The following is a 20,125-nucleotide window of genomic DNA, read 5'->3' as shown; positions in this document are numbered from 1 at the left end:
AGGGACGTAGGACCATAGCTCAGTTGGTTAGAGCGCCACGTTGACATCGTGGAGGTCGGCGGTTCAAATCCGCCTGGTCCTACCAAGATATTGCTTCCCATCTCGACACGCCTTCGATAGAGGACCATAGCTCAGTTGGTTAGAGCGCCACGTTGACATCGTGGAGGTCGGCGGTTCAAATCCGCCTGGTCCTACCAGATCCCGAAAGCCCCATGGTCTTCTTGCCGTGGGGCTTTTTCGTGTGCGCCCGGTGTCCGGGAGTCGGTTGCTTGTGAGGCGAATCGTACAAGGCTGCGACGGCTGGCGTCAGGCCCCGACGTCGTGGCTGGCGCCGGGGAGAGTGTCAGAAGGTCGTGCGGGCGATGAATATCTCGACCAGTGATTCGATGCCGGCCTGGTCGGCCTCGGAGAAGCGATTGCGTTCGGGACTGTCGAGGTCGAGTACGCCCCACAGGCGATCATCGACGACGACAGGCACGACCAGCTCGGCCTGGGAGGCGCTGTCGCAGGCGATGTGGTCGGCGATGGCGTGGACGTCGTCGATGCGCTGGGTCTGGCGGGTCCGGGCTGCCGCGCCGCATACGCCCTTGTCGAAGGGAATGGGGTGGCAGGCCGGCTTGCCCTGGAAGGGCCCTAAATGGAGCATGTTCGGCTGGCGTTGGAGATAGAAGCCCGCCCAGTTGAGAGCGGGGATTTCCTGCATGAGCAGTGCGCAGGTCTGGGCGCTGTTGGTCAGCCAGTCGGGAGTATCCAGCAAGGCATCCAGCTGTCGGCCGAGCAGGGTGTAGTCGGTCATGGTCTCTCCTTACAACGCGAGGGGCCGGCACAGCGGCCGGCCCCGACATTCCGATGCTTCGATGATCCGGACGGGTACCAGGGGCGCCCATCCGTCTCTGTTCATTTCCAGCCAGGTACCGCCTGGGCGCCGAACAGTTCCTCGGCCTTGGCTTCCACTTCGTCGCTCTGGTAGGCATCGACCAGCTGCTGGATGCTTTCCTTGTCCTCGTCGCCGGCACGTACGGCGATGATGTTGACGTAGGGCGACTCTGCGCCTTCCTTGAGCAAGGCGTCGTCCAGGGTCAGGCCTGCCGGCTGCGCGAAGGTGTTGTTGATGAAGGCCATGTCGACATCGGGCAGCACGCGGGGCAGCTGGGCGGCCTCGATCTCGCGGAACTCGAAACCATGGGGGTTTTCAACCACATCCAGCGGCGTGGCTTCGAGGTTTTCCGGATCATCCAGCGTGATCAGCCCCTCGTTGTGCAGCAGGATGAGGGAGCGCCCCTCGTTGGACGGGTCGTTGGGCAGGGCGATGGTCGCGCCATCCGGCAGTGCCTCGATGCTGTCGTACTTCTCGGAATAGGCGCCGATCGGGTACACGAAGGTGCGGCCGGCGATGGCGAAGTCATAGCCGCGGTCTTCGACCATCGACTGCATGTAGGGCTCGTGCTGATAGGCGTTGGCGTCCAGGCTGCCGTCGGCCAGGGCGGCATTGGGGGTCACATAGTCGGTGAACTCGATGATCTCGACGTTCAGGCCGTGCTCGCGCTCGGCGATATCCGCGGCGACTTGCATGACCTCGGTTTCCGGGCCGGCGACGGTGCCGACCTTGAGGGTCTGCTCATCGGCATTGGCTTGGCCGAAGGCCAGGACGGAGGCGGCCAGGCCGCCGATCAGGAAGTTGCGCATATGTGATGTCTCCCTTCGAGGAAATCATGAGCTCATGGTTATGTTATTGGAATAACCAGGATATGTGTAATTCTTTTTGGTTATCAGCGTCCGTGGTACATCATTTGTGGTCGCTCTTGCGTACCAGGTAGTCGCCGAGGCTCTGAAAACCCTGGACCATGATCACCAGGATTGCCACGGTGATCAGCATGATGGTGGGGTTGAAGCGGTTGTAGCCATAGCGAATGCCCAGGTCGCCCAGGCCGCCGCCGCCCACCGCGCCGGCCATGGCAGAGTAGCTGACCAGGGTGACGATGGTCACCGTCAGGGCGGTGAAGATGCCTCCTCGCGCCTCGGGCAGCAGTACCTTGGTGATGATCTGCCAGGGCGTGGCGCCCATGGATTGGGCGGCCTCGACGAGCCCGGGGGATATCTCATTCAGCGCCCCTTCCACCAGTCGGGCAATGAAGGGAATGGCGGCGATGGTCAGCGGAACGGCAGCCGCGTTGGTGCCGATAGAAGAACCGACCAGGGCGCGGGTGAACGGAATGATGGCCACCATCAGGATGATGAAAGGGATCGAGCGTCCGATGTTGGTGATGATGCCGAGCACGCTGTTGAGCACTGGCTGGGCGAGGATCTGGCGCGGCCGGGTGACATAGAGCATCACGCCCAGCGGGATGCCGAGCGCCGCGGCGATCAGGCCGGATACCGCGACCATGTAGAGGGTATCCAGGGTGGCCCCGAGGATCAGGTTAATCATCGCGCTGGACATGGCCGAGCACCTCCACTTGCAGATCGTGGTTTCGCAAATAGTCGAGGGCGCGGCGCGTATCGTGCGCATCGCCCATCAGTTCGGCAATCATCAGGCCCAGGGTGCGGTCCTGGATCGATTCGACCTTGGCCTGGAGGATGCTGACATCGACACCGCATTCCCGAGCCAGGCGCGAGACGAGCGGGGTGGAGACGGCATCGCCGGAGAACGCCAGGCGCACGACCGGGTGGCTGTGCTCGCCCGGCGTCTCCTCGAGGCGTTCGATGAGCGCGGCGGGCGGCTCGAGTTCGAGGAAGTCGTTGAGAAAGTCGCGTCCCAGCTGGGTGGTTGGCGAGGTGAAGAAGTCGCCGACATCGGCTTCCTCAACCAGCTCGCCGTCGGAGATCAGGCTGACCCGGTGGCAGATCGACTTGACCACCTCCATCTCGTGAGTGATCAGCAGGATGGTCAGACCGAGCTTCTGGTTGATGTCGCGCAGCAGCTCGAGAATGGCGCCCGTGGTGTGGGGATCGAGCGCTGAGGTGGCCTCATCGCAGAGCAGCACCCGTGGACGGCTGGCCAGGGCGCGGGCGATGGCCACGCGCTGTTTCTGGCCGCCGGAGAGCTGGGCCGGATACTGGCGCGCCTTGTCGTCCAGGCCGACCAGTTCGAGCAGCGGTGTGATCCGTTCGCGAATGTCGCCACGCTTCATGCCCATGAGTTCCAGGGGGAGGGCAATGTTGTCGTATACGGTGCGCGAGGTCAGCAGGTTGAAATGCTGGAAGATCATGCCGATGCGATGGCGTGCCTGATTGAGAGCTTCGCCGGACAGCCCGGTGAGCTCCTGGCCATCCACGGTCACCGTGCCGGTGGTAGGGCGCTCGAGGAGGTTGACGCAACGAATCAGGGTCGACTTGCCGGCCCCGGAGAGGCCGATCACGCCATGGATCTGTCCCTGAGGGACATGCAGGTCGACCGCCTTGAGGGCTTCGATACCTCGGGCGTTGCGGCGCTTGCTCGTGGGAAAATAGGTCTTGGAAACGTTCTGCAGTCGGATCATCTGGCCACCAGGCGGTGGCGCCGCAGGGTCGCGGAGCGGGCGGGCAGGTTCGGGAGGCCAAAAAAAGGCCACCCTGACGGGTGGCCATCAACGCTGGACACACCCTTTTAGCTGCATTTCACAACGCGCCGGACATGCCGCCGCGACGTCGGCGCCCGCAATCCGGGTACAAATCGGCGCCTACGAAATGTAGCGCGAAATCCTAGGTGTCATACGGGTGTTTGTCAATCGCTTTGGACGACTCTGGTGGCGATGCTGCCTTGATACAGCAAAAAAGGACTATGCGTCGCTCAGGTGCAGTAATATTTATGGCATCACGGCGACAGCCAGGTGCCGCGGCGGTAGCTGGCGCAAGCTGGTGACGTGGACGCCGGCTGGCTGGTTTTCATAGACTGGTTACCTTTTCGCCGTTCGGCATTGGCTCAATCAATGGGGATTCGTCATGTTCACGGGTATCGTCCAGGGAACCGCCGAGGTGGTGGTCATCAAGGAGGCCGAGGCTTTTCGCACACATGTGCTGTGGTTGCCGGAGGCGCTGTGCGAGGGGTTGGAGATCGGCGCCTCGGTGGCGCACAACGGTGCTTGCCTGACGGTCACCTCCATCGATGGGAGGCGTGTCGGCTTCGACCTGATGCGCGAGACGCTGAGAGTCACCAATCTGGGGGATCTTGAGGTCGGGGATCGCGTCAATATCGAGCGTGCAGCGCGTTTCGGCGATGAGATCGGCGGTCATGCCATGTCGGGTCACGTCATGGGGACGGCCGAGCTGGTGGACGTCGAGCAGGCACCCAACAATCGGCGGCTCTGGTTCGAGCCGCCCGAGCGGCTGGCGCGCTTCCTGTTCGACAAGGGGTACGTCGGCCTGGACGGGGCCAGCCTGACCATCGGCGAGGTGCGACCTGGCACCGAGGGGCGCGGAACGCGTTTCTGCGTGGACCTGATTCCCGAGACGCTGGCGCGCACCGTGTTTGCCGACCGTGTTCCGGGAGATCGCGTCAATCTCGAGATCGATCCCCAGACCCAGGCGATCGTCGAGACGGTCGAGCGAGTGATGGCCGAGCGTGTCGACTGAGCCGTTCAGCCCGCGTTGGTGACCGGAGTGGCGCTCTGAACCGGGAGCCGCTTATATAGACAGTCATGTGCCGTGCCGGCGGGGGTGGTGTCTCGCATCCCGGAGCGCCATCCGCTACCATGTGCGGCTTTTCTCGCACCCCGGACGCATGACGTCCCCGCGCAGGATGTTCCCCATGTTGAAACGTCTGATCGATGACCATTTCAAGCTTGCCGAGCATGGCACGAATGTGAAGACCGAGGTGATCGCCGGTATCACCACTTTCCTGACCATGGCCTACATCATCTTCGTCAATCCGAGCATCCTCTCGGAATCGGGGATGGACTATGGCGCGGTGTTCGTGGCGACCTGCGTGGCGGCGGCCATCGGGTGTCTGATCATGGGGCTGTGGGCCAACTATCCGATCGCCCAGGCGCCGGGCATGGGGCTCAACGCCTTTTTCACCTATGGCGTCGTGATGGGCATGGGCTACAGCTGGGAGACCGCGCTAGGGGCGGTGTTCCTGTCCGGCTTCACCTTCTTTCTGCTCAGCATCTTTCGTATCCGCGAGTGGATCATCAACTCGATCCCCATGTCGCTGCGGCTCGGCATCGCCGCGGGCATCGGCCTGTTCCTGGCGATGATCGCCCTGAAGAATGCCGGTATCGTGGTCGCCAACGAGGCCACCTACGTGGCCCTGGGCGATCTTTCGGCACCTTCGGCCCTCTATGCGCTGCTCGGCTTCTTCGTGATCACGGCCCTGGCATACCTGCGTGTGACCGGCGCGGTCATGATCGGCATCCTCGGCGTGACCCTCCTGGCCATCCTGCTGGGGCATAACGAGTTCGGCGGCGTGATGTCCATGCCGCCGTCCATCGCGCCGACTCTGATGTCGCTGGATATTGCCGGCGCTCTGGACGTGGCGATGTTCAGCGTGATCTTCGCCTTTCTGTTCGTCGATCTGTTCGATACGTCCGGCACTCTGGTCGGGGTGGCGCATCGTGGAGGATTGCTCGACGAGAACGGCAAACTGCCTCGCATCGGGCGTGCCATGATGGCCGACAGCACTGCGTCCATGGCGGGTGCCGTGCTGGGAACCTCGACCACGACCAGCTACATCGAATCCACGGCCGGCATTGCCTCCGGCGGCCGTACCGGGCTCACCGCCGTGGTGGTGGCCGCGCTCTTTCTGATCAGCCTGTTCTTCTCGCCGCTGGCCGGCTCGATTCCTGCCTATGCCACGGCCGGTGCACTGCTTTACGTGGCAGTGTTGATGGCCGGCAGCCTGGCCCACGCCGATTGGGACGACGCCACCGAGGCGGCCCCGGTGCTGATCGCTGCACTGGCCATGCCGCTGACTTTCTCGATTGCCGAGGGCATCGCGCTTGGCTTCATCAGCTTTGTGGCCATCAAGGCGCTTTCAGGGCGTTTCAAGGACCTGAACCCTGCTGTGGTGGTGCTGGCGCTGATCTTCGCTGCCAAGTTCCTGTTCCTCGACTGACACTTACTGACTGAGATTCGTGATGAGCATCTACGGCGACTACATCAAGTCCGTGATCCGTACCGTCCCCGATTGGCCTCAGCCTGGGGTCAACTTTCGCGATATCACGCCGCTTCTGCAGAACAGTGCGGCGTTTCGCAAGTTGATAGACAGCTTCGTGCACCGCTATCAGGAGATGGACCTCGATGCCATCGCCGCGATTGATGCGCGAGGCTTCATCGTCGGCGCGCCCCTGGCGTATGAGTTGGGCTGCAGTTTCGTGCCGGTACGCAAGAAGGGTAAGCTGCCGTTCAAGACCATCAGCGAAACCTACACGCTGGAATACGGCGAAGCCGAGGTGGAGCTGCATTCCGATGCCTTCCGCGAGGGGGATCGCATTCTGGTGGTGGATGACCTGATCGCCACCGGCGGCACCATGCTGGCCGCGGCCAAGTTGATCTCCCGCAGTGGCGGCCTGGTGGTCGAGACCTCGACGATCGTCGACCTGCCGGACCTGGGCGGTGCCCAGCGGATCCGCGATGCGGGATTCGGCGTCTTCGCGGTCTGTTCCTTCACCGAGGACGAGTGAGCTGCTCATGAGTACCCATCGTTATCATCAGCATTTCACCGTGTCCTGGGATCAGTTGCACCGGGATGTGCGTGAACTCTGTCATCGGCTCGTCGAGCGCGATTTCAAGGGCATCGTCGCCATCACCCGGGGCGGGTTGATTCCCGCCGCGCTGTTCGCACGAGAACTCAACGTGCGTTTGATCGACACGGTGTGCATCAAGAGCTACGACCACATGGAGCAGGGCGGCCTGGACGTCATGAAAGGCGTCGAGCATGATGGAGATGGCTGGCTGCTCGTCGATGACCTGGTCGATACCGGCAAGACGGCGCGGCGGGTCCGCGAGATGTTGCCCAAGGCACACTTCGTGACGGTCTATGCCAAGCCCGAAGGGCGCCCCCTGGTGGACCAGTACCTGACCGAGGTCGCGCAGGACTGCTGGATTCAGTTCCCTTGGGACATGGGCGTGGCCTATGTCGAACCCCTGGCGGATCAGATCAAGCGGTGACCCATGAGCATTCCGCTGCCCGACAGCTGGCAACAATGGCTGGGTGCCGAGTTCCAGGCACCCTACATGCAGGCATTACGTGATTTCCTGGCCGGGGAGAAAGCAGCCCGCAAGGTCATCTATCCGCATTCGTCGAACTGGTTTCGTGCCTTCGAGCTGACGCCGCTCGACGAAGTGAAGGTGGTGATCCTGGGCCAGGATCCCTATCACGGCCCGAACCAGGCGCATGGCTTATGTTTCTCGGTACGGCCCGGCGTGCAGGTGCCGCCTTCGTTGGTCAATATCTACAAGGAACTGGCCGCCGACGTCGGGTTCCAGCCGGTCAACCATGGCTTTCTGGAAAGCTGGGCGCGACAGGGTGTCTTGCTGCTGAACACCTCGCTGACGGTGGAGCAGGGCAATGCCGGCTCGCACCGTGGACGTGGCTGGGAGACCTTCACTGATCGTGCCATCGCCACGGTCAACGAGCATGCCGGTCCCACGGTGTTCCTGCTCTGGGGCAGTCATGCTCGCAAGAAGAAGGCTCTGGTGGACACCAGCCGCCACCTGGTGCTCGAGTCGCCCCATCCCTCGCCGCTGTCGGCGCATCGCGGCTTTTTCGGCAACCACCATTTCTCGCGGGCCAATGCCTTCCTCGCCGAGCAGGGTCGTACGCCCATCGATTGGCAATTGCCTCAGCAACCCTGATCCAGCTCGCCTGGCCGCGGCCTTGGGCTCCATGCCCCGGGCTGTGGCTGACCAACTTAACCTCAACGCAGGATGCGGGTAGAATGGCGCGCAATTTGCGCATGCCCCATGCGACAAAGGCCGCCATCGATCCCATCGCCGCCGAAGAGGTTCCCGCCCATGAGTGTTCATGCCATTCAACATCCCCTTGTCCAGCACAAGCTGGGGCTGATGCGTGAAGCCGGTATCAGTACCAAGAGTTTTCGTGAGTTGGCCGGCGAGGTGGCCAAGCTGCTCACCTACGAGGCGACTCAGGATCTCGAGCTCGAGACGCAGGATATTCCGGGATGGAGTGGCGAGCCGATTGCCGTCAACCAGCTCAAGGGAAAGAAGGTTACCATCGTGCCGATCCTGCGTGCCGGCCTCGGGATGCTGGAAGGCGTGACCGACCTGATTCCCAGCGCCAGGGTCAGTGTGGTGGGCCTCTACCGCGACGAAGAGACCCTGCAGCCGGTGCCGTATTTCTCGAAGTTTGCCGGCGATCTGGATGAGCGGATGGCCATCGTCATCGACCCGATGCTGGCAACCGGCGGTTCCATGGTGGCGACCCTGGACATGCTGCGTGACCGGGGCTGCAAGCACATGAAGGTGATCGTCCTGGTGGCGGCGCCGGAAGGGATCGAGCGGGTGCAGCGGGACTATCCGGACATCGAGATCTACACGGCCTCGGTGGATGACCATCTCGACGAGAATGGCTACATCGTGCCGGGTCTGGGAGACGCGGGCGACAAGATCTTCGGCACGCGCTGATCGACGGCGGCAGGGCGCCGTCGTGACTGCCAATCGCCAATAGCCTATCCCGGTTCGCTTGCCTGATGGGCGTCAATGGATCCCGGTTCATGGTGGTGACCGGGGGATGTCAAAAGGGTCGCTTAGAGCGGCCCTTTTTTATGTTCGAGTTATGTTCGAAATCGAAAAAACGTGGTGGAGCATGGCACGTCGTCCATCCGACATGTCGACCATCTGTGTGTAGACAAAAGTTTTACTGATAAAAATAATCTATATAAAACATATAGTTATGAATAATCTTCGACGAGTTTCGGTCGTCGAGACAGTGTTTTCGCTAAACTACATTTGTGTCCGAAATCGAATCTCGGCTAACGTGATGCTACGCATGCCTCAAGCGTGATCGCATAACAAAGAACAGCCGAGATCCGTATGTCATTGATCCTAGAAAACATCGACCGGGTGGTCGGCGGTGAAACACATATCGCCGACATGAACCTGTCCCTCGAACCCGGATCGTTCAATGTCCTGCTGGGCCGGACGCTCGCCGGCAAGACCACGCTGATGCGGCTGATGGCTGGCCTCGATACGCCGACCCGTGGGCGTGTCCTGATGGACGGCGAGGATGTGACCGGCCGTTCCGTCCGCCATCGCAATGTATCGATGGTCTATCAGCAGTTCATCAACTATCCCAGCCTGACCGTCTACGACAACATCGCCTCGCCGCTCAAGCTGGCGAAGGTCGGGCGTGCCGAGATCGATCGCCGGGTGCGGCATATTGCCGAGATGCTGCATATCGAGCACCTGCTCGATCGACAGCCTCTGGAGCTGTCTGGTGGCCAGCAGCAACGTACCGCCATGGGACGTGCTCTGGTGAAAGATGCCGACGTGGTGCTCTTCGACGAGCCGCTGGTCAATCTGGACTACAAGCTCCGCGAGGAATTTCGCGAGGAGCTTCGGGCAGTCTTCAGCGAGCGTAACTGCATCGCCGTTTATGCCACCACCGAACCCGCCGAGGCGCTGGCGCTGGGCGGCAACACGGCGGTACTGCACGAAGGGCGCTTGCTTCAGTATGGCCCGACCGAGGAGGTCTATCACCGTCCTCGGGATATTCTGAGCGCCGAAATGTTCTCGGAGCCCCCCATCAACATCATCGACGGCGTCATCGAGGGCGCCTCGGTCTCCTTCGCCGATGGACATCGGCTGCCGGCCGCGGCCAGCTTCGGTGGCTTGGCCGCTGGTGCTTATCGGTTCGGTGTACGGGCATCCCACCTGTCGCTCGAACGAGTGTCCGAGCATGACGTCGCCATGGAGATGATCGTCGACCTCGCCGAGATCAGCGGTTCCGAAACCTTCCTGCATGTGCGCAACGACCACCTCTCGATGACGGCCCACCTGACCGGCGTGCATCACTTCGAGGTGGATGATCCGGTGACGCTCTATTTTTCCGCCCAACGTGCCTATGCCTTCGATTCGCAGGGCGCGGTTAGGCACATACCGGCCCACCTGGGAGGCGTTTGACGATGGCCGAGATTACCCTCAGGTCCCTGGCCCACACTTACCTGCCAAACCCGCGGACACCGGAAGACTATGCGATTCGCGAAATGAATCACGTCTGGCACCAGGGGGGCGCCTATGCGCTGCTCGGGCCTTCGGGGTGTGGCAAGTCGACGTTGCTCAACATCATCTCCGGCTTGCTCGAACCCTCCAGCGGCGAAGTGCTCTTCGACGGTGAGGTGGTCAATGCCTTGCCGCCGGAAGCACGCAATATCGCCCAGGTTTTCCAGTTCCCTGTCATCTACGACACCATGACGGTCTACGACAACCTCGCCTTTCCGTTGCGCAACGTGAAGACGCCTGAGGCGAGGGTCCATGAGCGTGTCATGGAAGTTGCCGATGTCCTGGAGCTCACCGCCCAGCTCAAGCGCAAAGCCAAGAACCTGACCGCCGACGAGAAACAGAAGGTCTCCATGGGGCGTGGCCTGGTACGCGACGATGTCTCGGCCATCCTGTTCGACGAACCCTTGACCGTCATCGACCCACAGCTCAAGTGGAAGCTGAGACGCAAGCTCAAGGAAATTCATCAGCGCTTTCAGATCACCATGGTCTATGTAACCCATGACCAGCTCGAAGCCTCGACCTTTGCCGACAAGATCGCCGTGATGTACGAGGGGCAGGTGGTGCAGTTCGGCACGCCAAGAGAGCTGTTCGAGGCGCCGAACCATACCTTCGTCGGTTACTTCATCGGCAGTCCGGGGATGAATTTCCTGGATGTCATGGCGCGCGACGGGAGCGTGATGACCGGTGATACCGAACTGACGGTCGGGCGGGGCATTCATGATGCCGTGGCTCGAGCGAGCTCCTCCAACATCAAGCTGGGAATCCGACCTGAATTCGTCGAGGTGCATGCCGAGCCGGTGGAGGGTGGTATGCCGGCTCGCGTGGATCATGCGCAGGATCTGGGAACTTATTCGATCGTCTACCTGACGCTTGGCAGCGTCTCGCTCAAGGCCCGTATCGAGGAAGATCAGGTAACGCCCACGGAGCAGGCCTGGCTACGCTTCCCCGATGCGCATCTCGGCCTGTATGTCGACGAATATCGCGTGGAGTTCGACCATGAATAAAGTCTACAACAACCGGGCCTGGTGGCTGATCTTGCCGATGCTGCTGTTGGTGGCCTTCTCGGCGATCATTCCGCTGATGACGGTGGTGAACTATTCCGTACAGGACGTCTTCGATGCCCATACGCGCTTTTTCACGGGTGCCGAATGGTTCAAGGAGATGCTCAATGATCCGACACTGCAGGCGGCCGTGCTGCGTCAGTTTGCCTTCTCGCTGACCGTGCTGGCCATCGAGGTGCCGTTGGGTATCGGCATCGCCCTGCTCATGCCCAAGAAGGGATGGCAGGCCTCGGCGGTGTTGATCCTGGTCACCATGCCATTGCTGATTCCCTGGAATGTGGTGGGCAGCATCTGGCAGATATTCTCCCGGGGCGACATCGGCCTGATGGGCTGGAGCCTGCGCGAACTGGGCTATGGCTACAACATCACGGCAAGCCCCGTGGATGCCTGGGCGACCATCATTCTGATGGATGTCTGGCACTGGACGCCGCTGATCGCACTGCTCTGCTTCAGCGGCCTGCGCTCGATTCCCGATGCCTATTACCAGGCAGCGCGCATCGATCGCGCCTCGAAGTGGGCGGTCTTTCGCTACATCCAGTTGCCCAAGCTCACCAATGTACTGGTGATCGGGGTTCTGTTGCGCTTCATGCATTCCTTCATGATCTACGCCGAGCCTTTCGTGCTCACAGGAGGAGGGCCGGGAAGCTCCACTACCTTCCTCAGCCAGTCGCTGACGACCATGGCCATCGGTCAACAGGATCTGGGGCCCTCGGCGGCGTTCTCGCTGATCTATTTCCTGATCATCCTGCTGGTTACCTGGGTGTTCTATACCGCGATCATGAACATGCAGAAAGACGACAAGAACAAGGAGGCATGAAATGAGTCATTCAGCGCCCACGACCCCCGATGATGTGCGCCAGCGTGCGGCGGCCGCCAACAACCGGCGTCGTCGCCAGGCTCGCCCGGCTTCCCGGCAGTGGCGCCGTCGGGGGCTGATGGCGGCCTATATCGTGTTCGTACTGTTGCCGATCTATTGGTTGCTCAACATGTCCTTTCAGTCCAACACCGAAATTCTCGGTGGGCTGACCCTGTGGCCCGAGGACTTCACCATCGAGCACTACGCCAAGATTCTGACCGAATCCAGTTGGTACATGGGGTATGTGAACTCGATCATCTATGTGCTGATGAACATGCTGATCAGCATCGTGGTGGCGTTGCCGGCTGCCTATGCATTCAGCCGTTATCAGTTCATCGGGGACAAGCACCTGTTCTTCTGGCTGCTGACCAACCTGATGGCACCGCCCGCCGTCTTTCTGCTGCCGTATTTCCAGCTCTATTACACCGTCGGGTTGTTCGACACCCATGTGGCGGTCGCTCTGGCCCATTGCCTGTTCAATATTCCGCTGGCCGTGTGGATTCTCGAAGGCTTCATGAGCGGTGTCCCCAAGGAGATCGATGAGACCGCCTTCATCGATGGCTACAGCTTTCCGCGATTCTTCGTGAAGATTTTCATTCCCATGATCAGCTCGGGGATCGGTGTGACGCTGTTTTTCCTGTTCATGTTCTCCTGGGTCGAGCTGCTGCTGGCCAGCACTCTGACCTCGACCAATGCCCAGCCCATCGCCTCGGTCATGACTCAGACCAAGGGAGCGTCGGGGATCGATTGGGGGGCGTTGGCCGCTGCGGGAACGCTGACGATCCTGCCGGGCATCGTGGTGGTCTATTTCGTTCGCAACCATATTGCCAAGGGCTTTGCCCTGGGCCGTACCTGAGGAGGGCGCGACATGGAATGGATGGTCTGGACCACGCCCACCGCGGTCTTCTTTACCGTCATCGCGGCCATGCTGGCCGGCATGACGGCCTGGGAAGTCATCTCGCCGACAGTCGAGCGAAAGGGCTTTCTGCCGATCTCGACCACGCGAGGTGATCGTTTTTTCATCGGTCTACTTTCCGCCGCCTATATTCATCTGGTGGTGGTGGGGTTCACCCCGCTCAGCATCTGGCTGGCGCTGGGCGCATCGGTGCTCTGGCTGCTGATCCTGATGCGCTGGGGCTGACAGCAACGCATGGAGCCGAATATCCAGGGACGGACGACAACAACCCAAGAGGTCAACATGAAAGCGAGAACAATGAGACTCTCTCTACTGGCTGCCGGTGTGATGCTGGCAAGCGGTGCTCTGCACGCCGACGATCAGGATGCCCGCGCCATCGCCGAGCGCCTGGTCGATGAACACTTCCAGGAATCGACGCTTTCCCGCGAGGAACAGATCGAAGAATTGATGTGGTTCGCCAAGGCGGCCGAGCCCTTTCAGGGCATGGAGATCAACACCGTCGCCGAGGGACTGACCACGCACATCTATGAGCGGGATGTGCTGGCCGAGGCGTTCAGCGAGCTGACGGGCATCGAGGTGACGCACAACATCATCGGCGAGGGGGATGTCGTCAACAACATGCAGACCCAGATGCAGTCGGGTCGCAATATCTACGATGGCTACGTCAACGACACCGACTCCATCGGCACGCACATTCGCTACGGCACTACCATCAACCTTTCCAAAGCCATGGAAAACGAGTGGGCCGACTACACGCTGCCGACCCTGGATCTCGATGATTTCATCGGCTTGCAGTATGGCACCGGCCCGGATGGCAGTGTCTATCAGTTGCCGACCCAGCAATTCGCCAACCTCTACTGGTTCCGCTATGACTGGTTCCAGCGCGAGGATCTGCAAAAGCAGTTCCGCGAACGCTATGGCTATGACCTGGGCGTGCCGACCAACTGGACCGCCTACGAAGACATCGCCGAGTTCTTCACCGAGCATGTCGGCGAGATCGATGGGGAGAAGGTCTATGGCCACATGGACTATGGTCGTCGCGATCCGTCGCTGGGCTGGCGTTTCCATGACTCCTGGCTCTCCATGGCGGGCATGGGCAGTCCCGGCGTGCCGTTCGGCAACCCGGTGGATGACTGGGGGATTCGCGTCAACGAGCAGAGCCAGCCGGTCGGGGCCAGCGTGTCTCGCGGCGGGGCCACCAACTCGCCGGCTTCGGTGTTTGCCGTCACCAAGATGGTCGATTGGCTCGACAAGTATGCCCCGCCCGAAGCCAGCGGCATGACCTTTGGTGAAGCTGGCCCCGTGCCGGCTCAGGGCAATGTCGCGCAGCAGATCTTCTGGTACACCGCTTTCACGGCCGACATGACCGACCCTGAGCTGCCGGTTACCGACGAAGAGGGCAATCCCAAGTGGCGCATGGCGCCGTCCCCGACGGGGCCTTACTGGGAAGAGGGCATGAAGGTCGGTTATCAAGATGTGGGAGCCTGGACCTTCTTCGACTCGACGCCCGAGGATCGTCGCACGGCTGCCTGGCTGTTCGCGCAGTTCACCGTCTCCAAGACGGTATCGCTGGAAAAACTGATGGCCGGTCTGACGCCGATCCGCGAATCGGACATCTTCTCCGAACAGATGACCGAGATGGCCCCCAAGCTGGGTGGTCTGGTGGAATTCTATCGCAGCCCGAACGAATCCAACTGGACGCCGTCCTCCACCAACGTGCCGGATTACCCGCGCATGGCGCCGCTGTGGTGGCAGAACCTGTCGCCGGCGGTCAGCGGGGATATCTCGCCCAAGGAGGCGCTCGACAACCTGGCGGGGGATCTCGACAGCATCATGGCGCGCCTGGCGCGAGCCAAGGTCTTCGATACCTATGCGCCCAGCTTGAACGACGAGCGTGACCCGCAGTACTGGCTCGATCAGCCGGGTTCGCCGAAACCGCAGCTCGACGACGAGATGCCGCAGGGTACGACGGTTCCCTATGACGAGATGATGGAGGCGTGGATGGCCGCCGGTTCTCGCGAATGATGATGGGGCGGATCAGCTGATCCGCCTCCGTTGCCCCGGCGACTGTCGGGGCCTCTCCAAGATCGTGTAACCGGTTGCCTGAACGGGACTGAGGCCCCGCTCGGTGCATGCCGAGCGGGGCCTTCTGCTTTGAAAAGGGCCAGACATGCAACTCAGACAGCACAACATCAGCAAGCTTCCCGAGCGGATCTTCGACGCTCTGGTCATCGGGGGAGGCATCAACGGCGCCTCGGCTGCCGCCGCCCTGAGTGGCAAGGGAGCCAAGGTGGCCTTGATCGATCGCGGCGACTTCGCCGGCAGTACCAGCATGCATTCCTCCAATCTGATATGGGGGGGCATCAAGTACATGGAAAGCGGTGACTTCAAGCTGGTGCGCAAGTTGTGCAAGAGCCGGAATCACCTGATCAAGAGCTATCCGTCCACGGTCCAGGAAATTCGCTTCTTGACCACCATCAACAAGGGGTTTCGCCATCATCCGCTCTATCCCTGGGCGGGGACCTGGCTGTATTGGCTGATGGGCAGTGCCTTTACGCGAATGCCGAACTTCCTGCGTCCTGCCGGAATCAAGGCGCGGGAGCCGATCATCGATACCCGCAACGCCCTGGGCGGGTTCGAATACTCCGATGCCTACCTGTACGACAATGATGCACGTTTCGTCTTCAGCTTCGTGCGAGGCGCACTGGACTTTGGCGGTGTGGCGGCCAATTACGTAGAGTCGCTGGGCTCGCGCCGCGAAGGCGATGTCTGGGTTACCAGTGTGAAGGACCGTATCGATGGCTGTGCCTTCGAGATTCGTTCCCGGGTGCTGATCAACGCCGCCGGTCCCTGGGTCGATCAGCACAATCGTCTCTCGGGGCAGCGCACCGACCATCATCACGTCTTCTCCAAGGGCATTCATCTGATCGTGCCGCGCTTGACCGAGAACAAGCGCGTCCTGGCCTTCTTCGCCGACGATGGTCGATTGTTCTTCGTCATCCCCATGGGGCCGCGCACCTGCATCGGGACCACCGACACGCGCGTGGACAAGCCCGAGGTCGATGTCACGGAGGAAGACATCCGTTTCGTGCTCGACAATATCAACAAGCGGCTCGAGCTTCGGAACCCGCTCGGCGAGGGGGATATCATCGCCACTCGCTGTGGGGTGCGTCCTCTAGCCGTCAAGCCCAATGGTGGCAACGACCGCGACTTTCTCAATCTGTCGCGCAAGCACGCCATCGATACGGACGACGAGAATGGCCACCTGAGCATCTTCGGCGGCAAGCTGACCGATTGCCTGAATGTCGGCGAGGAAGTCGTCGAGGAGGTGGCCCGGCTCGGTATCGAGATTCCGAAGCCTGATTTTCGCTGGTACGGTGAGCCCGATGCCTCGGCCCGCGAGACGTTCATGCACCAGGCTCGGCTCATGGAACTGGACGCGATGACCAGCGCCGAGGCCATGGAGCCGCTCAGTGTCCGGCTGTGGCGACGCTATGGCACCCAGGCACTGGAGTTGCTCGAGGACATTCGACAGGACCCGCGCCAGGCGGAAGTGCTCATCGAGGGCACGGAATACCTGCGTGGTGAGCTGAAACTGGCCAGGCGCCGCGAAATGGTGACCAAGCTCGAGGATTTCCTCAGGCGTCGCTCCAAGATCTCGTTGGTCGTTTCGCGCGCCAGCCTGCGTGATTCGCCGGGGCTGAAGGAAGCCTGCGACATCCTGTTCGGCGAAAAAGCGGAGCAGCGGCTGGCGGAGTACTGGTCTGTCGAGGCTGGAGAGATCGAGGCTGACTCGGCCTGACTGCGATTTAACGGTCGGGGTTGCTAGAATGCCGCGCGTTCGACTTCTCCTCCCTCCAACGCCAGGAGCTTCCTACCATGACCGACGATACGTCGGCCTCGGCGATGCCGACCGATACTCCCGTGCGCACCCTGCTGGTGGGTGCCCAGATGCTTTTCGTAGCCTTCGGCGCCCTGGTGCTGGTGCCGTTGCTCACCGGACTGGACCCCAATGTGGCCCTGTTCACCGCCGGCATCGGCACTCTGGTCTTTCACGCCGTGACGGGCGTCAGCGTGCCGGTGTTCCTGGCCTCCTCCTTTGCCTTCATCGCGCCCATCCAGAGTTCGGTGACCAACTTCGGCATTCCCGCCACCCTGGGCGGCATGCTGGCGGCCGGCCTGGTCTATGTTCTGATTTCCCAACTGGTGAGGCTCAAGGGCACCGCCTGGTTGCATCATCTGCTCCCGCCGGTGGTCGTGGGGCCGGTGATCATGGTCATCGGCCTGGCGCTGGCGCCGGTGGCGGTCGACATGGCGACCGGCGAGACCAGCGATGCCATCGGTTACGGGCGGGCCATTGTCCTCTCCATGGCGAGCCTGCTGGTGACCCTGGTGCTGGCGGTGTTCGGACGGGGGCTGATCCGGCTGGTGCCGATCATGGGCGGCATCGTGACCGGCTATGCGCTGTCGATGATGATGGGGGTGGTGGATTTCACGCCGGTGCGCGAGGCAGCCTGGCTGGCGCTGCCGGAGTTCACGGCCCCGACCTTTCATTGGGCGGCGGTGCTGTTCATGATCCCGGTGGCCATCGCGCCGGCGGTGGAGCACATCGGCGACATGGTCGCCATCGGCTCTGTGACGCGCCGGCACTACCTCGAAAAGCCGGGGTTGCATCGCACGCTGCTGGGCGATGGCCTGGCGACCTGTTCGGCGGCGCTGTTCGGTGGACCGCCCAATACCACCTACTCAGAGGTGACCGGTGCCGTCACCCTGACGCGCGCCTTCAATCCGCGCATCATGCTGGTGACCGCCGCCATTGCCATCGTGCTGTCTTTTCTCGGCAAGCTGGGCGCCTTGCTGCAGACCATCCCAGCGCCGGTGATGGGGGGCATCATGACGCTGCTGTTCGGCTCCATCGCCGTGGTGGGCATGAACACCCTGGTCCGGGCGGGGAGCGCCTTGACCGAGCCGCGCAACCTGGTGGTGGTGTCGCTGATCCTGGTCTTTGGCATCGGAGGCATGCAGTTCGGTGACGGCCAGTTCACTCTGCAGGGGGTGAGCCTCGCGGCGCTGGTCGGCATCGGGCTCAACTGGCTGCTGCCCAGCGCCCCCGAGGCCTGACCGAAGGACGTTCAGCAAGACGGCGCCATCTCGGAAAGCCGAGGGGGATCAGCCCTCGGCACCATTCTGGCCATGATGCAGCACCTCGCCGCCATCCGAGAAGGAGGGCGGGGTGTTGGCGCTGACGATCACGCATTCGGTGTCGCCGACATTGCGGAAGCGGTGGGGCAGCCGGGAATCGAAGTAATAGGCGTCGCCCGCTGACAGAATCGCCACTTCGCCGTTGACCGTGATTTCGATGCGGCCGGCGATGACGACGCCACCTTCTTCGCCGTCGTGCTCGAGCATGTCTTCGCCGCTGTCGGCGCCGGGAGGATAGCGTTCATGCAGTACCGACATGCGGCGGTCGGGACGACGTGCGGCCACCAGGCGCCATGAGAGCACGCCGTCGCCGATTTCGGTGAGCTCGTCGGCCTTGTAGAAAGGACGAGGGTGGCTGGGTTCGTCCCCGGCAAAGAAGGCGTTGATCGAGACCGGCAAGGCGTCGAGTATTTTCTTCAGCGAGCTGACCGACGGGCTGACGCTGTTCTGTTCGATCAGCGAGATGGTGCTGTTGGTGACCTGGGCGCGCTTGGCGAGCTCGCGCTGCGAAAGGTGTCGTTCCTGTCGAAGCTGACGCAGGCGTGCCCCGACGTCGAATCCTTCTTCCATCCTGTGTCCTGTATGCGGCGTTGCCGCCATCCTGCATCGTGGAAAATTCTTGACGAATGATACCCGCTCGAGGCCCTGTCGGTCACCATTGCGGGCCGGGGCCATGGCACCGCATCGCAGGGTAAGGCATCATGGCAGAAGTGAAGCATTGCCGAAGGCAGGAGACGACATGATCCGTCGCGACGACCTGACCGGTCTGGTACTGGCCGGTGGTCGGGGGAGCCGCATGAGAGGGTGCGACAAGGGGCTCGAGCCTTTTCTCGGCCGTCCCCTGGCGGCTCATGCCGGTGCTGTGTTGCGCGGGCATGTCAGCGAACTGCTGATTTCCGCGAATCGGCATCTTGGCGCCTACGCGGCATTGGCCGATCGGGTCGTCGAGGATATCACGTCGGGTTATCAGGGGCCGCTGATGGGGCTTTACAGTGGTCTGCGTGCTGCCCGCACCCCCTGGCTGGTGGTCGTGCCCTGCGATGCACCGGCACTGCCGCTTTCGCTTGTCTCCCGTCTGGTTGAGACCATCGGCGAGGGGGACATCGCCGTCGCCCACGATGGTCGACGAGCGCATCCCGTGGTGGCTCTGGTGCGCGTCGCTCTGGCGGATGATCTGGCGCGTTGCCTGGCCGAGGGCGAGCGCAAGGTCGAAGCCTGGCAGGCGCGCCATGCGCGAGTCTGGGTCGATGTCTCCGACTGCCCCGAGGCCTTTGCCAACCTGAACACCGATGCCGAGCGGCAGCGTCTAGCGCAGGCGCTCGGCGGGGAGGCATCGCCGACATGACCGAAGGGATGTCCACGACACTGACAATGCCGGAAACGCCGGCCCTGCTGGGCATCGCGGCCTGGAGCGGAACGGGCAAGACGACGCTGCTCGAGCAGTTGCTGCCCGCCCTGCGGCAGCGAGGTCTGCGGGTGGCGGTGATCAAGCATGCACACCATGCCTTCGATGTCGATCAACCGGGCAAGGATAGCCACCGCTTGCGTCAGGCCGGTGCCATGCCGATGCTGGTGGCATCCCGGGCACGCATCGCGATGATGCTGGAGACGCCGGACCAGGAAGAAGCGGACCTGGCACAACTGATCGAGATGGTACGCCCGCAGGCACCGGACCTGATCCTGGTGGAGGGGTTCAAGGCCTGGCCGCTGCCCAAGCTGGAACTGTATCGGAGTGAGCTCGGCAAGCCGCCGCGCGCCGCGGAGGACCCTTGGGTGAAGGCCGTGGCCGCCAAGGGGGACTGGCAGCCGCCGGTCGGCGTCGAGAGCCTGGATCTCGATGACCTCGACACCTTGATCGACTGGGTAGCGGCCTGGCCGGTGCGCTGGCCTTCCGAACGCGCACCCCGGCCCGTGGCAGGTGATCGGTGAGAT

Annotated in this window: 21 protein-coding genes and 2 tRNA genes; 18 read left to right on the top strand and 5 right to left on the bottom strand. The window is 62.1% G+C overall.

The window, feature by feature from the left end:
• Window positions 1-8: 8 nt before the first annotated feature.
• A tRNA-Val gene (locus HSDC_RS12845) sits at window positions 9-85 on the top strand.
• A 35-nt stretch (window positions 86-120) separates the two neighbouring features.
• Window positions 121-197 (top strand) — tRNA-Val (locus HSDC_RS12840).
• A gap of 146 nt (window positions 198-343) precedes the next feature.
• Here HSDC_RS12840 and msrC read toward each other — a convergent pair.
• The 4 genes from msrC to HSDC_RS12820 form a co-directional block, all read right to left on the bottom strand.
• Complete coding sequence (gene msrC, locus HSDC_RS12835) at window positions 344-796, bottom strand: free L-methionine (R)-S-oxide reductase MsrC (RefSeq protein ID WP_064700339.1); 453 nt, start codon at window positions 794-796, stop codon at window positions 344-346.
• 101 nt (window positions 797-897) lie between these two features.
• Complete coding sequence (locus tag HSDC_RS12830; RefSeq protein WP_064700338.1) at window positions 898-1,686, bottom strand: MetQ/NlpA family ABC transporter substrate-binding protein; 789 nt, start codon at window positions 1,684-1,686, stop codon at window positions 898-900.
• A 100-nt stretch (window positions 1,687-1,786) separates the two neighbouring features.
• Entirely contained in the window at window positions 1,787-2,440 is a 654-nt protein-coding gene (locus HSDC_RS12825; protein ID WP_064700503.1) for a methionine ABC transporter permease, read from the bottom strand.
• Window positions 2,421-3,479, bottom strand: a complete 1,059-nt coding sequence (locus tag HSDC_RS12820) for a methionine ABC transporter ATP-binding protein (RefSeq protein WP_064700337.1) — start codon at window positions 3,477-3,479, stop codon at window positions 2,421-2,423. Before HSDC_RS12820 ends, HSDC_RS12825 begins: the two co-directional genes overlap by 20 nt.
• A gap of 442 nt (window positions 3,480-3,921) precedes the next feature.
• Between HSDC_RS12820 and HSDC_RS12815 the strand changes: the two genes are divergently transcribed.
• From HSDC_RS12815 to HSDC_RS12750, 14 genes are all read left to right on the top strand, one after another.
• A complete protein-coding gene (locus HSDC_RS12815) occupies window positions 3,922-4,551 on the top strand; it encodes a riboflavin synthase (RefSeq protein WP_064700336.1) in 630 nt (209 codons plus the stop codon).
• 175 nt (window positions 4,552-4,726) lie between these two features.
• Complete coding sequence (locus HSDC_RS12810; RefSeq protein ID WP_064700335.1) at window positions 4,727-6,031, top strand: NCS2 family permease; 1,305 nt, start codon at window positions 4,727-4,729, stop codon at window positions 6,029-6,031.
• 22 nt (window positions 6,032-6,053) lie between these two features.
• Window positions 6,054-6,599 carry an adenine phosphoribosyltransferase gene (locus tag HSDC_RS12805; protein WP_064700334.1) on the top strand — a complete coding sequence of 182 codons (546 nt, stop codon included), beginning with the start codon at window positions 6,054-6,056 and terminating at the stop codon, window positions 6,597-6,599.
• Between the two features lie 7 nt (window positions 6,600-6,606).
• On the top strand, window positions 6,607-7,086 hold the full coding sequence (gene gpt / locus HSDC_RS12800) for a xanthine phosphoribosyltransferase (protein ID WP_064700333.1): 480 nt from the start codon (window positions 6,607-6,609) through the stop codon (window positions 7,084-7,086).
• 3 nt (window positions 7,087-7,089) lie between these two features.
• Window positions 7,090-7,773, top strand: a complete 684-nt coding sequence (ung, locus tag HSDC_RS12795; protein ID WP_064700332.1) for a uracil-DNA glycosylase — start codon at window positions 7,090-7,092, stop codon at window positions 7,771-7,773.
• A 159-nt stretch (window positions 7,774-7,932) separates the two neighbouring features.
• Window positions 7,933-8,562: a uracil phosphoribosyltransferase gene (gene upp, locus HSDC_RS12790; RefSeq protein ID WP_064700331.1), complete on the top strand. Its 630-nt coding sequence runs from the start codon at window positions 7,933-7,935 to the stop codon at window positions 8,560-8,562.
• Between the two features lie 408 nt (window positions 8,563-8,970).
• Window positions 8,971-10,059, top strand: coding sequence for an ABC transporter ATP-binding protein (locus HSDC_RS12785; RefSeq protein ID WP_064700330.1), 1,089 nt, complete (start codon window positions 8,971-8,973; stop codon window positions 10,057-10,059).
• Window positions 10,060-10,061: 2 nt separating this feature from the next.
• The gene (locus HSDC_RS12780; RefSeq protein WP_064700329.1) at window positions 10,062-11,162 is read left to right on the top strand and encodes an ABC transporter ATP-binding protein; all 1,101 of its coding nucleotides are present in this window, start codon (window positions 10,062-10,064) and stop codon (window positions 11,160-11,162) included.
• Complete coding sequence (locus HSDC_RS12775; RefSeq protein ID WP_064700328.1) at window positions 11,155-12,036, top strand: carbohydrate ABC transporter permease; 882 nt, start codon at window positions 11,155-11,157, stop codon at window positions 12,034-12,036. Before HSDC_RS12780 ends, HSDC_RS12775 begins: the two co-directional genes overlap by 8 nt.
• 1 nt (window position 12,037) lies before the next feature.
• Complete coding sequence (locus HSDC_RS12770) at window positions 12,038-12,931, top strand: carbohydrate ABC transporter permease (RefSeq protein WP_211598179.1); 894 nt, start codon at window positions 12,038-12,040, stop codon at window positions 12,929-12,931.
• 12 nt (window positions 12,932-12,943) lie between these two features.
• The gene (locus HSDC_RS12765; protein ID WP_064700327.1) at window positions 12,944-13,216 is read left to right on the top strand and encodes a DUF2160 domain-containing protein; all 273 of its coding nucleotides are present in this window, start codon (window positions 12,944-12,946) and stop codon (window positions 13,214-13,216) included.
• Window positions 13,217-13,288: 72 nt separating this feature from the next.
• On the top strand, window positions 13,289-15,016 hold the full coding sequence (locus HSDC_RS12760; RefSeq protein WP_244534458.1) for an ABC transporter substrate-binding protein: 1,728 nt from the start codon (window positions 13,289-13,291) through the stop codon (window positions 15,014-15,016).
• A 145-nt stretch (window positions 15,017-15,161) separates the two neighbouring features.
• Window positions 15,162-16,793: a glycerol-3-phosphate dehydrogenase/oxidase gene (locus tag HSDC_RS12755; RefSeq protein WP_064700325.1), complete on the top strand. Its 1,632-nt coding sequence runs from the start codon at window positions 15,162-15,164 to the stop codon at window positions 16,791-16,793.
• A 77-nt stretch (window positions 16,794-16,870) separates the two neighbouring features.
• Window positions 16,871-18,112, top strand: coding sequence for a uracil-xanthine permease family protein (locus tag HSDC_RS12750; protein WP_064700324.1), 1,242 nt, complete (start codon window positions 16,871-16,873; stop codon window positions 18,110-18,112).
• A 48-nt stretch (window positions 18,113-18,160) separates the two neighbouring features.
• Here HSDC_RS12750 and HSDC_RS12745 read toward each other — a convergent pair whose 3' ends face one another.
• Window positions 18,161-18,763, bottom strand: a complete 603-nt coding sequence (locus HSDC_RS12745) for a cupin domain-containing protein (protein WP_064700323.1) — start codon at window positions 18,761-18,763, stop codon at window positions 18,161-18,163.
• A 169-nt stretch (window positions 18,764-18,932) separates the two neighbouring features.
• On the opposite strand from HSDC_RS12745, the gene mobA reads away from it, so the two are divergent.
• Together mobA and mobB are read left to right on the top strand one after the other, a co-directional pair.
• A complete protein-coding gene (mobA, locus tag HSDC_RS12740; protein WP_064700322.1) occupies window positions 18,933-19,538 on the top strand; it encodes a molybdenum cofactor guanylyltransferase MobA in 606 nt (201 codons plus the stop codon).
• Entirely contained in the window at window positions 19,535-20,122 is a 588-nt protein-coding gene (gene mobB, locus HSDC_RS12735) for a molybdopterin-guanine dinucleotide biosynthesis protein B (RefSeq protein ID WP_064700321.1), read from the top strand. Before mobA ends, mobB begins: the two co-directional genes overlap by 4 nt.
• Window positions 20,123-20,125: the final 3 nt, after the last annotated feature.

It is taken from the genome of Halomonas caseinilytica (assembly GCF_001662285.1).
GTDB classification, from domain to species: Bacteria; Pseudomonadota; Gammaproteobacteria; order Pseudomonadales; family Halomonadaceae; genus Halomonas; species Halomonas caseinilytica.
The sequence above is the reverse complement of the archived record's forward strand: the minus strand, read 5'-3'. Positions and strand labels throughout refer to the sequence as shown.

Bases quoted from the DNA above. Each gene is read 5' to 3' on its own strand.
- msrC (WP_064700339.1), bottom strand. From the start codon at position 796: ATGACCGACTACACCCTGCTCGGCCGACAGCTGGATGCCTTGCTGGAT.
- HSDC_RS12830 (WP_064700338.1), bottom strand. From the start codon at position 1,686: ATGCGCAACTTCCTGATCGGCGGCCTGGCCGCCTCCGTCCTGGCCTTC.
- HSDC_RS12825 (WP_064700503.1), bottom strand. From the start codon at position 2,440: ATGTCCAGCGCGATGATTAACCTGATCCTCGGGGCCACCCTGGATACC.
- HSDC_RS12820 (WP_064700337.1), bottom strand. From the start codon at position 3,479: ATGATCCGACTGCAGAACGTTTCCAAGACCTATTTTCCCACGAGCAAG.
- HSDC_RS12815 (WP_064700336.1), top strand. From the start codon at position 3,922: ATGTTCACGGGTATCGTCCAGGGAACCGCCGAGGTGGTGGTCATCAAG.
- HSDC_RS12810 (WP_064700335.1), top strand. From the start codon at position 4,727: ATGTTGAAACGTCTGATCGATGACCATTTCAAGCTTGCCGAGCATGGC.
- HSDC_RS12805 (WP_064700334.1), top strand. From the start codon at position 6,054: ATGAGCATCTACGGCGACTACATCAAGTCCGTGATCCGTACCGTCCCC.
- gpt (WP_064700333.1), top strand. From the start codon at position 6,607: ATGAGTACCCATCGTTATCATCAGCATTTCACCGTGTCCTGGGATCAG.
- ung (WP_064700332.1), top strand. From the start codon at position 7,090: ATGAGCATTCCGCTGCCCGACAGCTGGCAACAATGGCTGGGTGCCGAG.
- upp (WP_064700331.1), top strand. From the start codon at position 7,933: ATGAGTGTTCATGCCATTCAACATCCCCTTGTCCAGCACAAGCTGGGG.
- HSDC_RS12785 (WP_064700330.1), top strand. From the start codon at position 8,971: ATGTCATTGATCCTAGAAAACATCGACCGGGTGGTCGGCGGTGAAACA.
- HSDC_RS12780 (WP_064700329.1), top strand. From the start codon at position 10,062: ATGGCCGAGATTACCCTCAGGTCCCTGGCCCACACTTACCTGCCAAAC.
- HSDC_RS12775 (WP_064700328.1), top strand. From the start codon at position 11,155: ATGAATAAAGTCTACAACAACCGGGCCTGGTGGCTGATCTTGCCGATG.
- HSDC_RS12770 (WP_211598179.1), top strand. From the start codon at position 12,038: ATGAGTCATTCAGCGCCCACGACCCCCGATGATGTGCGCCAGCGTGCG.
- HSDC_RS12765 (WP_064700327.1), top strand. From the start codon at position 12,944: ATGGAATGGATGGTCTGGACCACGCCCACCGCGGTCTTCTTTACCGTC.
- HSDC_RS12760 (WP_244534458.1), top strand. From the start codon at position 13,289: ATGAGACTCTCTCTACTGGCTGCCGGTGTGATGCTGGCAAGCGGTGCT.
- HSDC_RS12755 (WP_064700325.1), top strand. From the start codon at position 15,162: ATGCAACTCAGACAGCACAACATCAGCAAGCTTCCCGAGCGGATCTTC.
- HSDC_RS12750 (WP_064700324.1), top strand. From the start codon at position 16,871: ATGACCGACGATACGTCGGCCTCGGCGATGCCGACCGATACTCCCGTG.
- HSDC_RS12745 (WP_064700323.1), bottom strand. From the start codon at position 18,763: ATGGAAGAAGGATTCGACGTCGGGGCACGCCTGCGTCAGCTTCGACAG.
- mobA (WP_064700322.1), top strand. From the start codon at position 18,933: ATGATCCGTCGCGACGACCTGACCGGTCTGGTACTGGCCGGTGGTCGG.
- mobB (WP_064700321.1), top strand. From the start codon at position 19,535: ATGACCGAAGGGATGTCCACGACACTGACAATGCCGGAAACGCCGGCC.